The sequence below is a fragment of the Sediminibacterium sp. FW305-C-269 genome (assembly GCF_058231045.1).
The window spans coordinates 777,689-795,500 of the sequence record NZ_JBIQXQ010000002.1 but is presented as its reverse complement, the minus strand read 5'-3'; the positions used below and the strand labels follow the sequence as shown (position 1 = coordinate 795,500).

Annotated in this window: 17 protein-coding genes; 15 read left to right on the top strand and 2 right to left on the bottom strand. The window is 45.8% G+C overall.

The window, feature by feature from the left end; translation table 11 throughout:
* Positions 1-139: 139 nt before the first annotated feature.
* The 4 genes from ACH3Y6_RS08745 (at position 140) to ACH3Y6_RS08730 (ending at position 4,161) form a co-directional block, all read left to right on the top strand.
* Complete coding sequence (locus tag ACH3Y6_RS08745) at positions 140-265, top strand: hypothetical protein (RefSeq protein ID WP_490835221.1); 126 nt, start codon at positions 140-142, stop codon at positions 263-265.
* A 235-nt stretch (positions 266-500) separates the two neighbouring features.
* Positions 501-719 (top strand): hypothetical protein, encoded by a 219-nt coding sequence (locus ACH3Y6_RS08740; protein ID WP_490835220.1) that lies wholly within the window; start codon positions 501-503, stop codon positions 717-719.
* A 152-nt stretch (positions 720-871) separates the two neighbouring features.
* Positions 872-3,535, top strand: coding sequence for a valine--tRNA ligase (locus ACH3Y6_RS08735; protein ID WP_490835219.1), 2,664 nt, complete (start codon positions 872-874; stop codon positions 3,533-3,535).
* Between the two features lie 8 nt (positions 3,536-3,543).
* Positions 3,544-4,161: a phosphatase PAP2 family protein gene (locus ACH3Y6_RS08730; RefSeq protein WP_490835218.1), complete on the top strand. Its 618-nt coding sequence runs from the start codon at positions 3,544-3,546 to the stop codon at positions 4,159-4,161.
* Positions 4,162-4,320: 159 nt separating this feature from the next.
* Here the strand turns inward: ACH3Y6_RS08730 and ACH3Y6_RS08725 are convergent, their stop codons facing one another.
* Positions 4,321-4,821 (bottom strand): Lrp/AsnC family transcriptional regulator, encoded by a 501-nt coding sequence (locus ACH3Y6_RS08725; protein ID WP_490835217.1) that lies wholly within the window; start codon positions 4,819-4,821, stop codon positions 4,321-4,323.
* Positions 4,822-4,940: 119 nt separating this feature from the next.
* On the opposite strand from ACH3Y6_RS08725, the gene ahcY reads away from it, so the two are divergent.
* The 5 genes from ahcY to ACH3Y6_RS08700 all read left to right on the top strand — a co-directional run bounded on the left by ahcY (position 4,941) and on the right by ACH3Y6_RS08700 (position 10,046).
* Positions 4,941-6,260: an adenosylhomocysteinase gene (gene ahcY / locus ACH3Y6_RS08720; RefSeq protein WP_490835216.1), complete on the top strand. Its 1,320-nt coding sequence runs from the start codon at positions 4,941-4,943 to the stop codon at positions 6,258-6,260.
* A 183-nt stretch (positions 6,261-6,443) separates the two neighbouring features.
* Positions 6,444-7,364, top strand: a complete 921-nt coding sequence (locus ACH3Y6_RS08715; RefSeq protein WP_490835215.1) for a hypothetical protein — start codon at positions 6,444-6,446, stop codon at positions 7,362-7,364.
* Positions 7,357-7,965 carry a hypothetical protein gene (locus ACH3Y6_RS08710; protein WP_490835214.1) on the top strand — a complete coding sequence of 203 codons (609 nt, stop codon included), beginning with the start codon at positions 7,357-7,359 and terminating at the stop codon, positions 7,963-7,965. Before ACH3Y6_RS08715 ends, ACH3Y6_RS08710 begins: the two co-directional genes overlap by 8 nt.
* Positions 7,966-8,329: 364 nt before the next feature.
* The gene (locus tag ACH3Y6_RS08705; protein ID WP_490835213.1) at positions 8,330-9,181 is read left to right on the top strand and encodes a polysaccharide deacetylase family protein; all 852 of its coding nucleotides are present in this window, start codon (positions 8,330-8,332) and stop codon (positions 9,179-9,181) included.
* A 418-nt stretch (positions 9,182-9,599) separates the two neighbouring features.
* Positions 9,600-10,046, top strand: coding sequence for a hypothetical protein (locus ACH3Y6_RS08700; protein ID WP_490835212.1), 447 nt, complete (start codon positions 9,600-9,602; stop codon positions 10,044-10,046).
* A 196-nt stretch (positions 10,047-10,242) separates the two neighbouring features.
* Here the strand turns inward: ACH3Y6_RS08700 and ACH3Y6_RS08695 are convergent, their stop codons facing one another.
* Complete coding sequence (locus ACH3Y6_RS08695) at positions 10,243-11,442, bottom strand: anhydro-N-acetylmuramic acid kinase (RefSeq protein WP_490835211.1); 1,200 nt, start codon at positions 11,440-11,442, stop codon at positions 10,243-10,245.
* Positions 11,443-11,551: 109 nt separating this feature from the next.
* On the opposite strand from ACH3Y6_RS08695, the gene ACH3Y6_RS08690 reads away from it, so the two are divergent.
* The 6 genes from ACH3Y6_RS08690 (at position 11,552) to ACH3Y6_RS08665 (ending at position 17,798) form a co-directional block, all read left to right on the top strand.
* Positions 11,552-12,298: a DeoR/GlpR family DNA-binding transcription regulator gene (locus ACH3Y6_RS08690; protein ID WP_490835210.1), complete on the top strand. Its 747-nt coding sequence runs from the start codon at positions 11,552-11,554 to the stop codon at positions 12,296-12,298.
* 105 nt (positions 12,299-12,403) lie between these two features.
* Positions 12,404-12,940 carry a GNAT family N-acetyltransferase gene (locus ACH3Y6_RS08685; RefSeq protein ID WP_490835209.1) on the top strand — a complete coding sequence of 179 codons (537 nt, stop codon included), beginning with the start codon at positions 12,404-12,406 and terminating at the stop codon, positions 12,938-12,940.
* 112 nt (positions 12,941-13,052) lie between these two features.
* The gene (locus ACH3Y6_RS08680; protein WP_490835208.1) at positions 13,053-14,909 is read left to right on the top strand and encodes a hypothetical protein; all 1,857 of its coding nucleotides are present in this window, start codon (positions 13,053-13,055) and stop codon (positions 14,907-14,909) included.
* A 127-nt stretch (positions 14,910-15,036) separates the two neighbouring features.
* On the top strand, positions 15,037-15,831 hold the full coding sequence (locus tag ACH3Y6_RS08675) for a DUF2452 domain-containing protein (RefSeq protein WP_490835207.1): 795 nt from the start codon (positions 15,037-15,039) through the stop codon (positions 15,829-15,831).
* A gap of 250 nt (positions 15,832-16,081) precedes the next feature.
* Entirely contained in the window at positions 16,082-16,639 is a 558-nt protein-coding gene (locus ACH3Y6_RS08670; RefSeq protein ID WP_490835206.1) for an RNA polymerase sigma factor, read from the top strand.
* A 61-nt stretch (positions 16,640-16,700) separates the two neighbouring features.
* Positions 16,701-17,798 carry a FecR family protein gene (locus ACH3Y6_RS08665; RefSeq protein ID WP_490835205.1) on the top strand — a complete coding sequence of 366 codons (1,098 nt, stop codon included), beginning with the start codon at positions 16,701-16,703 and terminating at the stop codon, positions 17,796-17,798.
* Positions 17,799-17,812 lie beyond the last annotated feature (14 nt).

The following is a 17,812-nucleotide window of genomic DNA, read 5'->3' as shown; positions in this document are numbered from 1 at the left end:
ACTGCGTATTTTAACGGTACTTTTTTTAAAATCCTCTGTCCTTAACAAGGCATTTATCCTCAGAGCGTCTTTAGTACAGCAAAGGCATCGTTCCTGATCCAATTCCTGTTGATTGATTCACCCGTTAAAAACAACTTCTATGGAGCAATCTGAACAACATTCTCCGGTAGACGAAAAAAAACTCCTGACCATCGGCGGTATCATTATTTTCATTGTGATCGTAGTGATAGCCTACCTTGAATGGACAGGCAGAAAAGTTTACTAGGATCTTATACTTACCCGCGCCGCCTGTTGCTTGCCTCCCGTTATTCCGGGTGGACAGGGAAAATTTGTCTCAAAAAAATAGCGGCTTCCACTGTAAGAATCGGTACAGGATCACGACCAATGAAATAAATTCCGGCAACTGTAACTTTTTTATTAACCAAACGTTTGCCATAATTAACCTTGGTTAACCATACCGGGTTGGCCAGTTGTTTAACTTTGACCTGTATCCAATTGTTATGAAATACCTGCTGTCTTTTTTGCTGATCCTGTTCCTGGCTGCCTGCAGTAACCCTGCCGGGTATGCGGTAAATGGCATCGGCAACAAGGTAAAAGAATGCTGCCGCTCCCTTTCCCTGAAAAAAGCCCTCCTGCCCACACAGGTCATGCCGGTTCCACCGGCACCTTTTCCCTCTGCCATTTTCGAGGCTGGTAACCCGATTATCCCCACCTGGTAATACAGGGGCCGCTCCAGCCTGCTTTTCCTTACTTTTGCAAACCTGAAAATGCGGAACGATACAGCTGCATACCGGACGCTGACACCAACGATTCCGGTTCGCCCGGTAAACTGCCCCGTTCTGCAGTAAGCATTCAGTGTTAAGCATATAAAATGGAACTGAGCAAGAATTTTCTTCCCAATGAAGTAGAAGCCAGGTGGTACCAGCATTGGCTCAACAAAGATTATTTCAGCAGCCGGCCGGATGGCAGGGAGCCCTATACCGTAGTGATCCCCCCACCCAATGTTACCGGCGTATTGCATATGGGGCACTGCCTCAATAACACCATCCAGGATATCCTGGTGCGACGGGCACGCATGCAGGGAAAAAATGCCTGCTGGGTTCCCGGAACCGACCATGCATCCATTGCTACCGAAGCCAAAGTGGTGGCCATGCTGCGCGAAAGGGGTATCGTAAAATCTTCGCTCAGCCGGGAAGAGTTCCTGGCTTATGCCTGGGAATGGAAAGAAAAATATGGCGGCATCATTTTACAGCAGCTGAAGAAAATGGGCTGCAGTCTCGACTGGAACCGCACTTCCTTTACCATGGATCCCGATTATTACAAAGCAGTGATCAGCATTTTCATCCGGCTGCACCAGGAAGGGATTATTTACCGGGGACTGCGAATGGTGAACTGGGACCCTGCCGGTAAAACCGCTTTGAGTGATGAAGAAGTGATTTTTAAGGAGGTTGACTCCAAATTATATTATATCAGCTATCCCCTGACCGATCACAGCGGCAGCATCACCGTAGCAACCACGAGGCCGGAAACCATTTTAGGTGATGTGGCTATTTGCGTAAACCCAACCGATGAACGATACAGGCATCTGGTGGGTAAACAAGTGATTGTTCCGCTGATCAACCGGAAGATCCCTGTGATAGCAGACGAGTACGTGGATGCCGGTTTCGGAACAGGTGCTTTAAAGATTACACCGGCTCACGATAAGAATGACAACGAGCTGGGAAGGAAACATAACCTGAAAGCCCTGAATACCCTGGATGCAGAAGGCAAATTTACGGCAGAAGACCTGCAGGAGGACCATCCATCCGACCTGGTATTGTCGTACCAGGGCCTGGACCGCTTTGTACTCAGGAAAAAAATTGTGGAAGATATTGCTGCGATTCATCAGGTACAAAAAATAGAAGACTACAAGGGACAGGTGGGCACCAGTGAAAGAACGGGTGCCGTGATCGAAAGCCGGTTATCGCTGCAATGGTTCATGGACATGAAGAAACTCATTGGTCAGAACCCTGAGATCGTAACATCCGTGATGAATGATACCATCCAGTTCCATCCTTCCAAACTAAAGAACACCTATAGTTACTGGATGGAAAACATCAAGGACTGGTGTATCAGCCGTCAGCTCTGGTGGGGGCAGCAGATCCCCGCCTATTATGCCCCCGATGGAAGTTTTGTGGTAGCGGCATCCAAAGAAGAGGCACTGGAACAATTCAGCCAGCAGGGCAACGGAGCCACACTTACCCTGGCAGATATCAGACAGGACGAGGATTGCCTGGATACCTGGTTCTCCTCCTGGCTCTGGCCCATGGAAGTGTTCAAGGGCATCAGCAATCCGGGAAATCCCGATTACCAGTATTATTATCCAACCACCACGCTGGTTACCGGACAGGATATCATCTTTTTCTGGGTGGCCCGTATGATCATGGCCGGTTATGCTTTCAAAGGCAAACAGCCTTTTACAGATGTTTATTTCACCGGTATGGTGCGGGATAAACAAGGCCGGAAAATGAGTAAACAGTTGGGCAACAGTCCCGACCTGTTGGGATTGATCGACACCTACGGAGCAGATGCCACCCGTTTTGGCATCATGATCGCCTCCCCTGCCGGTAATGATATCCTTTTTGATGAATCGGCGCTGGAACAGGGGCGTAATTTCAACAACAAACTCTGGAATGCACTGAAGCTGATCAAAATGTGGGAGGGCCGTCAATCTGAGCACTCCCCGCTCACCACTCACCACTTTGCAGTGAACTGGTTCGTCCATCGCCTGAACGAGGTAAAAGCTGAAGTAAGCGGACTGATGAACCAGTTCCGTTTAAGCGAAGCGTTAAAAACGATCTATTCATTGATCTGGGATGATTTCTGCAGCTGGTACCTGGAGTGGATCAAACCCGGTTTTGAACAACCGATTGACAAAACGGTTTATGATACAACCATCGGTTATTTTGAAGAACTGATGCAGTTGCTGCATCCTTTCATGCCTTTCATTACAGAAGAGATCTACCATCTGTTGAAAGAGCAGGCGGACGACCTTTGTATAAAACAGGAAACGGCCTTACAGCCATTCGATTCAAGCGTGCTGGCATCAGGCGAATTGCTGAAAAAAGTGATCTCGGCCCTGCGTGATGCCAGGAACAAAAACCAGTTAAAGCCCAAGGATCCCATCAAACTGTTCATTCAAACAGGGGCCGATGCGGGATACCGTGCCATAGAGAATATCCTCTTGAAACAGGTCAATGCGGAAAGCATTGCTTACACAGATGGCACCATTGCCAACAGTATCGTGGTGGCCGTGGAGAAAGATAAATTCTTCATCGAAACAGAACGGCAGCTGGATGCGGGCAACCTGAAAGCAGAATTGCTGAAAGACCTGGAACACCAGCAGAAATTCCTGGAAAGCGTGATCAAAAAACTCGGCAACGAACGTTTTGTGCAGAACGCCAAACCTGAAGTGGTGGAACTGGAAAGAAAAAAACAATCAGATGCGGAAGCCCGTATCAGAACCATACAGGAAAGTTTAGAGAATCTGTCATGAGAAAACTTATGAAATACTGCCTTCCGGCAATCTGTTTGTGTGTTACACTCCTGACCCCGGGCAGCAGTAAGGCGCAGAACTGGGATATAAACCTGCTCAAACAGATCAATCCTTCACAACCCGGCAGCAGCGTCTGGAAAGGTTTTTCTTCTACAGCCAAACCCATCTCCGTAGGCCTTCCTGCCGTTATGCTGGCTACCGCTGTGCTTAACAAGGACAGCCTGCTTACAAGCAGGTCACTTGAAATACTGGGCAGTGTGGTATTAACCACCGTAGCCACGGAAGCCATCAAGATCGCGGTCAACAGGGAACGCCCTTACCGGAAATATCCCCTGGAAGTATTTCCCAACGACGCTTCTGAAACCGGTAAATCCATGCCCTCTGCGCATGTTTCGCTGGCTTTTGCAACGGCTACTTCGCTTGCCCTGACCTGCCATAAATGGTACGTGACCGTACCCGCTTTTGTTTGGGCTACGGGAGTAGGGTATTCCCGGTTATACCTCGGCGAACATTACCCCACCGATGTCATCGTCGGCGCAGCAGTAGGTATTGCCGGAGCCTATGCCAGCCGTTGGTTACAGAACAAATTATTGTTGGGGAATAGAAAAAGAGTGACCCGGAGGTAAGGATGCTGGATACTGGATGCTGGATGCTGGATACTGGATACTGGATGCTGGATACTGGATACTCACAGCTCGCGGCTCAAAGCTAATGCGCCAATACGCAAACACGCCTTACTTGATGCTTGATGCTTGATGCTTGATTCTTTTTGTATTCATGACTTTTCAATAGACTAATACGTGTGTCTGTTTGATTACGCCCATTACAAATACGCTCTGTACATGACCCAGGTTCTCGGCCTGGCTTAACTTGTTTACATGGAAATCGTAATAGGCATCCATGTTTTCTGCCACCACTTTCAGCATAAAATCAAATTCGCCAGAGATATTGTAACATTCGATCACTTCATTCATCTCGTAAATGCTCTTGATGAATTTGGCACCGGCGTTGCGGTTATGTTGTTTGAGGGATACATAACAGATCACCATCAATCCCTTTTTTACCCTGGAATGATCCACCAGGGTAGCGTATTGCCGAATCACACCGGTCTCTTCCATACGCTTGATACGCTCATGCACCGGGGTAGTACTTAAATGCACTTTATCGGCGATCTCTTTCACCGTTGCACGGGCATTCTGCTGCAGCTCCCGCAGGATGGCCATATCCTTTTCATCAAGTGAAAAACTATGGTTAGTGGATTCCACTTTTTTAGAAGCTTTTGACATGGTAAAAATGATTTTTATTCTGCATAAAGCTATAAAAACAGCATATTTATTCCAAATAAAATAATAATTATAGTATTTTATTCTATCAATTTACATTTGTGCCTTATAAAACAAACCATATGTCATTAAAAAACATCGATTTCAGCCTGCCTTACAAAGTGGCTGATATGAGTTTAGCCGATTGGGGTCGTAAAGAGATCCGCCTGGCCGAAGCTGAAATGCCCGGTCTTATGTCTATCCGTGCCGAATACGGCCCCAGCCAGCCCCTGAAAGGTGCGCGTATCGCTGGTTGTTTGCACATGACCATCCAGACTGCTGTGTTGATCGAAACACTGGTGGCATTGGGTGCTGAAGTTAAATGGAGTTCTTGTAATATCTTCTCTACCCAGGACCAGGCCGCTGCTGCTATTGCTGCTGCCGGTATTGGCGTATTTGCCTGGAAAGGTCAGACACAGGAAGAAGCTGACTGGTGTATTGAACAGACCCTGTTCTTCGGTGGCGCAGACCGTCCGCTGAACATGATCCTGGACGATGGTGGTGACCTGACCAATATGGTATTCGATGTATATCCGGAACTGGTGGCCAATATCAAAGGTTTATCTGAAGAGACGACTACCGGTGTTCACCGTTTGTATGAGCGCATGGCAAAAGGTACTTTACCGATCCCGGCGATCAACGTGAACGACTCTGTTACCAAATCTAAATTCGACAATAAATACGGTTGCCAGGAATCACTGGTAGATGCGATCCGTCGCGCCACAGATGTGATGATGGCCGGAAAGATCGCCGTAGTAGGTGGTTATGGTGATGTGGGTAAAGGTTCTGCCCTGTCTCTGAAAGGAGCCGGTTGCCGCGTGATCGTTACCGAGATTGATCCTATCTGTGCTTTACAGGCCGCTATGGAAGGTTTTGAAGTAAAACCCATGATTGAAGCCGTAAAAGAAGCTGATATCATCGTTACCGCTTCCGGTTGCCGCGACCTGATTACCGAAAAACATTTCCGTCTGATGAAAGACAAAGCGATCGTTTGTAACATCGGTCACTTTGATATCGAGATCGATGTGGCCTGGCTGAATAAGAACTACGGTCATACCAAAGACACCATCAAACCACAGGTTGACCTGTACAATATCGAAGGCAGAGACATCATTCTGCTGGCTGAAGGACGCCTGGTAAACCTGGGTTGCGCTACCGGTCACCCAAGTTTCGTAATGAGTAACTCATTCTCCAACCAGACACTGGCACAGGTGGAACTGTGGAACAACCACAAGAACTACGAGAACAAGGTTTACGTGTTACCCAAACACCTGGATGAGAAAGTGGCCCGTTTACACCTGGCAAAAGTTGGCGCCGTATTGGATGAGCTGACCGATGCACAAGCCGAATACCTGGGTATTTCAAAAGCCGGTCCTTTCAAAGCAGACCACTACAGGTATTAATCAAGCCGTGTTCTGTAAAACGAACCGCTTACACATAGGCCCGCTTCTCCGGAAGCGGGCTTTTTTTTTCGGGCATTGATCTTACGGCAAAGTCTTTGCAGAATATCCGGTAAATTGTACGGTAGTATCCGCGAATGGGTTATTTCCCGTTTACCATTTAATTTTAGCCATCGGAGTGCACATTTGAAAGTACGCAAACAACATATCAATCCAGTTATCCGATGCCTGTTGTTCATTTTGTTATTGGGCTCTTTGCCTGCAACAGCTTCTGTAAGAAAAGATACCACACCTATTTCCAACAGCCAACAAGCCATTGCATTTCTGGAAAAGCAGGCTGAACTATCACCCAGCAATTACTGGCCCAATGTAAACCCGGTCATTTTTCTGCAGAACCTGCGTAATAATGTGGAAGAACCCTTAAGCATTCATGAGGGTCTGAACACCAATTTTTGCGCCTATGCGGCCATGTCGTACCTGCCCCTGCATTTTGACCCACTGGGCTATGTCAGTTTCATGATAAAACTATACCGCGATGGTAAAGCCCTCTACGGAAAAGAATATTTTGAACCCTCGCGTGAAGTCAGGCTGGCAGCCGGTACCCTCAGTTTTAAAGGAGAGCTGGACATACGTCCTGCCGACCAACTCTGGTTCCTGAGCCTGGCCGATCATTTCAAGGGTTATCTTAACCTGTTTGATAAACATTACAATGCAGGTGATGAAAATCGTTTATGGGCTTCTGTGAACTTCACCAAGTTCAACCGCATGATCCGGCGGCTGTTCAATTTCCGGGTAAAGGCAGTGGGTTCCGACCTGTTCAAACCCGGTATCAGGGATATGTATGAATACCTGTCCGAACGGTTACGTACCGGAACTGTGGCATTATTCGTCAACAATATGGACCTCTACAAAAAGAACCATACTCACCTGCGGATCGGGATACCAACACATTTTATCATACTGGTAGGCATTGAAGAACTGGACGATAAAATCGCCATCACTTACTGGGATTATGGATTCAGGACAAGACAGCTGTTATCGGAGAAATTCCTGAAACAGCTGATATTCGGCATTGCACATATCACACCTAAAAAAGCAGATGAGTAATAACCGCTTTCCCATATTATGTATGATCGCATGGAGTAGCCTGTTATTTTCCTGTGCCAGTACCAGGAATTTCTCCACCAATTACTATTACCTGCATGAGAAGAGCCTGACCGATATTGAACAATCGTATAAGATCCTGTATGAACAAAAACCCTTCTCGGTAGGTTTTTCAGACAGGTCATTCAATGAGATCTCGCTGGAGATCATCACCGATTCCATCAAACTTATCTACGAATTCGGGATCAGGGAACCCAGGTTACAGGATACGCTCAACAGATACGGGTTACAGGCAACCGCCGTAACAGAGCTGATTAACCAGATGAAAGCCATCCGATGTATCTGGATCAATACGCTGGATTATTTCAGCAATAACCAGAAACGGTCGCTGGTGTATCTTTCCATAAAACCGGCGGCATTTACCATTCCGTTCACGATTGAAAAATATTATATACTCACATTCTATTCGCAACCGCAATATTTCGACAGCGATGGAAGATTACTCGCCACCCGCAGGCAACGCAAACTCAGAAAAATCAATAATGATGTGTTTCACCGTATCAACGATAAGGTTTGTTATACGGTTTCGGAGAGGTTTAGGTAGCAATGAGAGAATGAGAGAATGAGTGAATGGGTGAATGGGCAATCGGGAGTGGTGAGTAGTGAGTAGTGAGTAGTGAGTAGTGAGTGGATTGTTGAATCCTGGCAGCTCGCGGCTCATAGCTAAATGCTAAAGACCAAAAGCCAAAGACCAAAGACAGTTCAATGAGAGAATAGGAAATCGGGAGTAGTGAGTAGAGTTGTTGAATTCCGGAAGCTCATAGCTCGTGGCGCAAAGCTGGCGACCAATCAATGAGCAAATGTGGAAAATGAGGGGAAGATGGGGCAGCTGTTCACATGTGAGGATAAGTTAGGCCGGCGGTGGCGTGTGTGCCTTCCTATCTTTGATATGAATCAAAGCTTTAACTATGAATTTATTGAAACTGATGACCCGAACCAGCCTGGGCTTACTGACCCTGGCAACTGTGAGTAGTTGTAAGAATAACAATGGCAATGCAGAAACCAAGTCTGCCGATTCTGCCAAAACAGCCGCGACGGCCAAAATGGTGCCTGGCACTCCCATACAGCTGGATAATACCAAGAGATATATCTTCCTTACCTGGGATGATTCACCGCAGCCTCCGGGAACTGTGAATTCAAAAGCCGTATTCCGGGAAGAAGGTATCAAAGCCACTTTTTTCTCGGTTGGATTTAACCAGGTGGGCCCCTACAAAAAACGCCTGATCGATTCTATCCGGAATGAATACCCGCAGTTCCTGCTGGCCAACCATAGTTTCAGTCACGGGTTCAACGACAAATACAGCAAGTTCTACTCTCCGTCGATGACAGACAGCGCACTGAATGATTTTCTCAGGAACGAGAAAACCTTGAATATCCCTGTCAAAATCATCCGACTGCCAGGTAATAACGGCTGGGCGGCCAACGGGGAAATGCATGGACAGAAAGCCAATACCGCATTGGTAAAGAAACTGGATTCCATGGGTTATAAGATCTTTGGATGGGACCTGGAGTGGACACAGCAGGCAAAAGCCAAAGCACCTAAAGAAAGTGTGGATGAAATGATTCAGCGCGTGAACCAGAAATTTGAAGACGGCACCACCAACCAGCAGAATGCACTGGTTATACTTTCGCACGACCGCCTGTTCGAGAAAAAACAATATGCAGATTCGCTGAAGAAATTCATCTCTGTCCTGAAACAGGATAAAAGGATCGTATTTGAAACCCTGGACCACTACCCGGTGAGCACGCCACAAAAATAACAGTTGCACATATCGCATCAAAAAGTCCCTTTTTCAATAAAAAGGGACTTTTTTTATACATTCAGCTCCGGGAAATGAGTCCGAACAACAGACTAACGGCAACTTGACCGACCAAAGGGCGTTTTTGCCGGTATGAACAACCGTTCGTCCCAAACCGTACAGTCGATACAGTTCATTCATCCCTCCGGGAAGGGCTTTAAGAAAGCTTTAAGAAATCGCCTGAAACATAAGCTGGCATTATATCTGGACCAATCATTCACCTGCATTAACATTTGTGTTAACACCACTCATAATAACGCTCATCACAGGGATGTAACTAATCACAATGTGCTTCGTCTACTTAGCATGTGTTTCTACTTTTGACTTGTCAAACAGCAGTAAAACAAACCACATTCCTAATAAGACTAAAGAAACAAACATGAAAAAATTATTCATCCTGGCCTTAGCGGCCATCGCCATCGGAAGCAGCGCTTTTGCCAGCCCTGCCTCTATCAGCAGTAAAGTAAGTGAACATTTCACCGCCTCTTTCAGTAAAGCCAAAAATGTTTCCTGGAACTCCAGCGAAAGATTTGACAAAGTGAGCTTTCTGCTGAACAACGAAAAAGTATTTGCTTTCTATGACACCGACGGTGAACTGATCGGTACCAGCAAGACCATGGCATTTGACAAATTGCCCAAATCTGCCCTGGAAAATATCACCAGCAAATACCTGTATCCCGAGTACCAGTTAAAAGATTGTATTGAATTCACTACCGCTTTCCATGAGAAGAACTATTATGTATCCATGGACCGGAAGAACGAGACCGTTGTACTCGAGATCACCAAGGGAGGTACCGTAAGCATTTTTGCCCGCAACCGGAAATAATCTCTCTTTCGCATACCATAATTAAAAAGTCCCCCACACCCGGAGGACTTTTTAATATTCTGCATCCACTCATTGATCTGCCACCAGCTTTGAGCCGCGAGCTGTGAGCTGCCAGCATTTAACAACTTCACTCACTACTCACCACTCCCGATTGCCCATTCACTCATTCACTCATTCTATCATTCTATCATTGCTCTCACCCCGGCAAACTGATCTTTCCCATACTCACCGAAGGAATATCATTGCTGCCATTACCGATGGGTGTATTACCGCCTGCAACGCATTCATTTGCCAATACCGCAAATAAAAGGGCTTCCTTGGCATCGGGGTTGATATCCAGTGCATCGGTGGTATGAAAAACAAAGCCTGGCAATAATTCCTGTATATGCCGCATGAGTAAGGGATTGTGCATGCCGCCGCCACTGGTGTAAATAACAAATGACTGTCCGCTCTGCAGTGTCCGCTGCATCGCTTCTGCAATGGTAAGCGCACTGAAGCGGTTCAGGGTGGCCATCACATCCTCATGCGAGATCTTGGTGATACCTGCTTTTGCCATGGCATTATCGAGATAAGCCAGGTTGAATAATTCAGGGCCGGTAGTTTTGGGAAATCCTTTTTCAAAGAACTCATTTTTGAGCAATTCGGCCAGCAGGTTTTCCTGAATGATCCCGGCAGACGCTACAGCAGCATCTTTATCGTAAGGCAACCGGAAATGTTGCTGCATATAGGCATCCATCAGGGTGTTTCCGGGGCCGGTATCGGTGCTAAAAATAGCTTTTGCATCCAGATTGCCAGGCAGACAGGTGAAATTGGCGATGCCTCCGATATTCAGCATGATGCGGTTCTCCCCTTTCTTGCTGAAAATAAAATAATCTCCGTAAACAGCTAATGGAGCACCTTCGCCACCAGCTGCAATGTGTTTCTGCCGGAAGTCGCTGATCGTGATGATACCTGTGGCTACTGCCAATTGATCACCATCACCGATCTGTAAAGTGGCATTTCCGAAACCCGGCCGCTGGTGCAACAACCGGGGAGCGTGATAAATGGTCTGGCCATGACTGGCTATCAGGTCTACCTCTTCCGGCTTTATTTTCCACTGATCCAGGCATTGCAGTATCATAGCCGCATGCTGCTGAGCCACCCAGCCATTAAGCAGGCAGAGTTGTTCGAGGTCGATGTTTCTTTTCGAAAAAACAGAACGGATCTCCTCCTTAAAACGGGCATCATAGGGCCAGGTCCGGAACTGTAACAGTTCAATGCGGGTATCCGGTCCACTACCCGTAAACCGGCATAAAGCCATATCCAGTCCATCCAGTGAAGTCCCACTCATCAAACCGATGATCATACGGGTAGATTTACCCGCAATGCCGCATAATCTGCTAATATTTTGATTCATTTTGCAGGATTATAATGATTTAAAAGGGTCATTCTGCAACAATTTGCAGCTTTTTATTTGTTTTCTAAAATAAATATGCCAAATTTATGAGCGCAACTATCGAACGAAAATGCTAAAAAAAGAACGCCAGGCTTATATTTTACACCAGGTAAGCCTACACAACAGCGTATTATCCGCCGACCTGAGCAGCTCGATCAATGTTTCGGAAGATACGATCCGCCGCGACCTGAATGAACTGGCTGAAAGTGGCAAAATAATCAAAGTACACGGAGGAGCCTTATCTAAATCTTTCAACAGCTTTTACCTGCGTACAGATGTTTATAATGCAGACAGTAAGAAAATCATTGCCGAGAAAGCTGTATCCCTGATACAAGATGGCATGTTTGTGTTAACAGGAGGCGGTACCACCATCATTGAAATGGCCCGTTTGATACCGGAGAACCTGAAAGCCACCTTTCTGACAGGCAGTATTCCGGCAGCCTATGAATATTCGCAGCACCCCAATATCGAAGTCATTTTCATTGGCGATAAAATCTCGAAGAAGTCGCAAATAGCCGTAGGTGGCGAAGCCATCACCAAAGTTAAACATATCAAGGCCGATCTCTGCTTTCTTGGGCTCAATGCCATAGACAGGGAGCACGGCATTACAGATAATGACTGGGAAGTGGCACAACTGAAGAATGCCATGATTGAGTCTGCCAACCGGACCGTAGTTATGTCCATCTCCGAAAAATTGAATTCCTGTCAACGCATCAGGGTATGCGGTGTAGAGGATATAGATATACTGATAACAGAACTAAATCCAACCGATCCGATACTGGACCCATTCAGAATACCGGGTTTAACGATTTTCTGATCCCCCAATTGCAACAAAGGGCCCGCTTTTCAGCGGGCTTTTTTTATGTACCCTGTTACCTGCTTCCATTTATTTTGATACATTCGATGCGAAGCAGTTGTATATATGATACCAACATTCCCCAACCCGAATATTACCATCGCCACCAGAGAAGATATTGCTGATTTACACCGGCTGGTGAACAGTGCCTACCGTGGCGATAGCTCCAGAAAAGGCTGGACGACGGAAGCCAACCTGCTCGATGGCCAGCGCACCAGTGAAAAATTGTTACAGGAAATGATGGAAGAGCCCGACGCCATCATTCTCAAATACACTGACCCCGGATATGGCCAGCTTCAGGCATGTGTTTACCTCAAAAATAAAAGCGGGAAACTATACCTGGGTATGTTAACTGTTAACCCTGAGTTACAGGCAAAAGGTATTGGCAAACAGCTGCTGGCCGCGGCAGAATTTTACGCCAGACAGATACATGCTTCGGCAATTGAGATGACCGTAATCTCCTTGCGCAGCGAGCTGATTGCCTGGTATGAACGTCATGGCTTCCGCAAAACCGGGCAAACAGAACCCTTTCCTGCCGATCCGGAATTCGGCCTGCCCAAACAGGCGCTGGAATTCATTGTGATGGAAAAGAAATTGTCCTGATACAGACGTAAAGAAACAGGTTGAAATTAACAGTTTGCATAATACTGTCCTGATCCTTTTACCGATCTATTAAGTAACTTCCAACAGAGATCAAATCCGTTTTATTGAGCAGATGCAGGTGGCGTGGGCACATATCAGAAAAAAGACAGGATGGCTGCTGCTGTTTTGCGGATGGAGCATCTGCCTGTATGGACAGGAAAGAAGTTCCGCCGATACCGTATTCTTTCTTGCCCACAAAAAAGGACTATTGGGGAAACTGGGCAAAAGTCTTTCGGTAAACAACCCCGATCCCTCACTCCCGGCTGATGGAGCCATTAAAAACGAAATTGCTTTCAATCCCTACCGGGGTAAGATCATCCGGCAGATAGAAGTAAAGAAAATCGGGTTCGAAAGATCATTGAACGACACATCCAAAGTGATAAAAAACCTGTTCAATGATATTGGTAATGCACTGCATGGAAGCACTACCCAGAAAGCCATTATCAATAACCTTTTTTTTACACCCGGCGATACCTTGTACCCGTATTTAATGGCGGATAACGAAAGGTACCTGCGTGAACTTTCTTATCTGCAGGACGCACGCATTTCCATTAATCCCAATACCGGCAATGCCGATTCTGTAGATGTGACCGTGATTTTCAAAGACGTATTTCCGATAGGTGGCAGTATGGACGAGGGATCGGGCACGATGGCCAGCTTTGAACTGAACAATGATAACCTGGTCGGAACGGGAAACCGGATACAGATGCGCCACCTGTTCGACAATAACCGGAGACCTCATTATGGTTTCGGTGTTGAATTCCTGAAGCGGAACCTGATGGGCAGTTTTATTAACCTGGCTGTAGGTTACCGGAATGAAGCTCCCGCCTTTAACAGTGGCAAACGGAATGAAAAGACCCTGTACCTGCAGGGAGAATTGCCGTTGGTGAGTCCCTACCACATATGGACCGGCGCTTTTGAACTGGCCGCGCACTATACCCAGAATAGCTACCTCAATGACTCTTTATATCTTTCTGATTTCAAATACCGTTACCGCATTTTCGACGGATGGCTCGGTTATAATATCGGCGCTAAAAAACAGCTGGAACAAAACTTTACATCAAGGTTCAAGAAACTGGTCTCCTTACGGGGAGTACACCGAACCTTCCAGGACATTCCGGATCTGTATAAATCGGTATACAATATCGGCTATTCAGATCTTTCCACCGTGCTGGCTTCTTTCACCATTTTTGAACAGGATTATTATCGTACCAAGTTTCTTTATGGTTTCGGCCGTAATGAAGACGTACCGGAAGGTTTCAGTCTTTCATTGATCGGTGGCTGGACTAACCGCAACCAGATAGAACGGCCCTATATGGGTTTCGAATACAACCGAAGGTATTTCTCTAACCGGAAAAATTACCTGAATTATACGCTGCGTGCGGGAACTTATTACCGAAACAACAGTCTGGAAGATATCAGTTTTCTTACCAGCCTCGAATATTTCACCAAACTGCGTAAGCTGGGCAACAGTCGCTGGTATCTCAGGCATTTCCTGAGTGGAAGCATTACACAATTGGCCAAAACGATACTAAACGACCCGTTGCGGCTGCAGAGTGATTATGGTATTCCGCAGTTGACCAATCCAGGTTTACGGGCATCTACGCGGATCACGTTCAACGGCGAATCCGTTTTTTACAATACCTGGAAACTGGTGGGCTTTAGTTTTGCTCCCTTTACATTCACCAGCCTGACCTATCTCAAAGCCATTGGTCAGTATTTTGAGAGTGGTGACCTGTATTCGGCCGTAGGGGCAGGCATCAGAACCCGGAACGAGAACCTGGTCTTTGGCACCATGGAACTAAAAGCCTATTACTACCCTCGCGTGACCGGAAGCATGAGCCAATGGAATATCACGTTTAATACGAACCTGCGTTTCAAATACGTGAGTCAGCTTATTAAACGACCTGATTTTGCAGTGGTGAACTGACTGGATAGCATGCCTGTTTACACCTTCGATAGTTTGCTGCAAAACCTCCCCCTTTTTTATTTTGCCGGAATTAAGAACCTTTATTGCCGTATTTTGTAATAGACCCATAAAAGAGAAGAGCGCCCACATGGTACAAGCCTATAATTTTTTAGCCAGCTGGCAATTGTTTCCTGAAAAATGTGAGTTTCAGTTCGGTCACACGCCCAAAAGCGGCAATTACAAGATCGAAAGCATCCGCAACGGTCACGCGCTGGGTATCAGTATCAACTGGGTGAGTCTTGATAATGAGGCTTTTTATACGCAATACGAAGTGACCCCCGATGGGGAAATGCGCCCTTTTGAGAACCAGGAGCTGGCGGACAGTATCCGGGCCGAGATCCTGAATGCCTCTACGCTGCAAATGCTGTTCATCAAAGAAGAGAAAACTTTCCTGGAAGTGATCCATGAGATTCTGCCCAATGGTTACCTGAAAGTGACACATAAGGGGAAAAACAAGGAAGGCGGCGATTTTACCAATACTGAGATCTATCACAAACAACTCAGCGTATTACCCTATGCTTCTGCAGTGGGCAGTGTGGCTATCCGCCCTACCAAAGAAGGTGTGATCAAGCACAAAGCGCTTTCTGCCATGGAAGAGCAGACCAATATGCAGCTTGATCAGATCAAACAACAGATAGAATTACTGGCCAGGCAGGCACAGGAGATCAGGAAAAGAAAAGAACTGAGCCTCATGATCTACGAGGCCCGGCTCAGTTTTAAACCACAGATCGGCCATGTATACCATCTGTATGAACGAAAGGATGGCTCTCATATGTTATCACTGGTAGCCCCCAACGAATGGGGCGGTGCTGGCCCGTTCAAACAATTCGTCTCTTCGGTAAGATTACTGGCAGATCATACCTGGGTGGAAGTGATGGCCTAAATCGTAATCAGAAAACAGCCTTTCCTCCTCCCCCATACACAACTGTATCTATTACTGAACAGGCAATCGAATTCTTCTACATTCCACCTGCACCTGTTATTATATCCAGCCCCCCCTGATATGATAAACATATTATTAATTTCTCATGTTCTGTAACAATTCCTTAATCCCAGCTTAATACTGAGTTAACCGGTAATATTTCTATTTGCAGCTCTTTATTGCCCGTATTATACCCTGTTAAAAAATTGTTTTGACTCAAATTTCCGCCATACAAAAAGGCAGTGAGGCCGCATTTACACAGGTCTATGAAGATTTTCACATAAAACTGTACCGCTATTTTATCAAAAAAACAGGATCAGAAGAAATGGCGGAAGAGCTTGTTCAGCAAGTCTTCATCAAACTATGGCGCTTCAAGCACACCCTCTCGGAATTATACCCCCTGGATACCCAATTGTTTAATATGGCGCGTAGCTGTTTGATTGATCTTATCAGACAAAAGGCAAGGTACAGAGCACATTTTACAGCACTCGAAAGGGAAACAGAAGCCAATGCACTGATCCAGCCTGACATGAGTTATGAGATGATGGATTACTTTAATCATGCAGTAAAATCTCTGCCTCCTGTCAGGAAAAAAGTATTTATCCTCAGCAGGCTGCGGGGACTTACCTATCAGGAAATTGCACAGCAACTATCGATTTCGATCCACACGGTAGAAGACCATATGACCAAAGCCATCCGGCAAATCAGAGATTTCTCTTCACTTTTCTGGAGTCTTTTTATTCTGCTTAGTAGCCTGTACGTTAAGTAATTGTTACCAGCAGAGGTAAGTACTCCCCGTATCCGTATTTATTATAACTCATCTTGTAGCCATGCAGATAACACATGAACTAATGAATCGCTTCTTCGAAAACAAATGTGATGATATAGAAATAGAAGCGATCATCATGTATTTTTCTGAGCATCCGGAAGAAATTGACAGATATCTTACCAAAGAAGAATGGAATAAAATCCCTGCCGATGGTTCACTGGATCCTCTTGTGTCTGAGAGGATGAAAAAAACATTGTATGCAAAGATTTTTCCAAATCTGAAACCTCAAAAGGTTCCATTGTACAGAAGATATTCCATCCCAGCCGTAGCGGCATCGTTGATTTTGATAGTTGCTTTATCATGGCTGATACAGCGTAATATCCAAAACCAAGATCCCTTACAGGCCGCGCAGCGGATACTGCCTTCAAACCCACAAGCAGCCCGCTATTCTGATACCAGCGTGTGGCTTACCCGGGTTAATCACACCTCAAAAAAAGAAAAGATACTACTGCTGGATGGCTCTGTTGTGATTCTGTCACAAAACAGTTCTATTCGTTATCCGTTACATTTTAAAAAGAATAAACGCAGTATCTATTTAACGGGAGAGGCCTTCTTTGAAGTGGCTAAGGACAGAACCAGGCCCTTCACAGTATATTCCGACGTTCTTTCCACAACAGCCCTAGGAACTTCGTTCCGGATAAAAATAACTGATGCTAAGAAAAAACGCATCAGCGTACAATTGTATACGGGTAAAGTAATGATCCGATCTACCGAAAAACTTAGTAACTGGAGTGGAGATGTCTTTCTATTGCCGGGACAGGAAATGGCCTATGAAGGAGAAGAATACCCTGTAAAAGTTACTTCCCTAAACATGACTCAATCAATAAGGAATACACCTGAAGGCGTACATGGAAAAGTTGCTATGGAGAAAAAAGAGTTGAATTTTAATAACAGTTCACTCTCTGAAGTACTAACAGAACTATCATTGATATTCAACGTGAGCATACGTTTTACCGATAAAGAATTAAACAAAATGAATTTTACCGGAACCATCAACAGGTCTGATAATATTCAGGATGTTTTAAAATTAATCGCACAAATGAATGGCCTGGAACTGAAAGAATCTGCCGATGGATTTACCATAACAAAAATAAACTAAGCAAAACGTCTTGA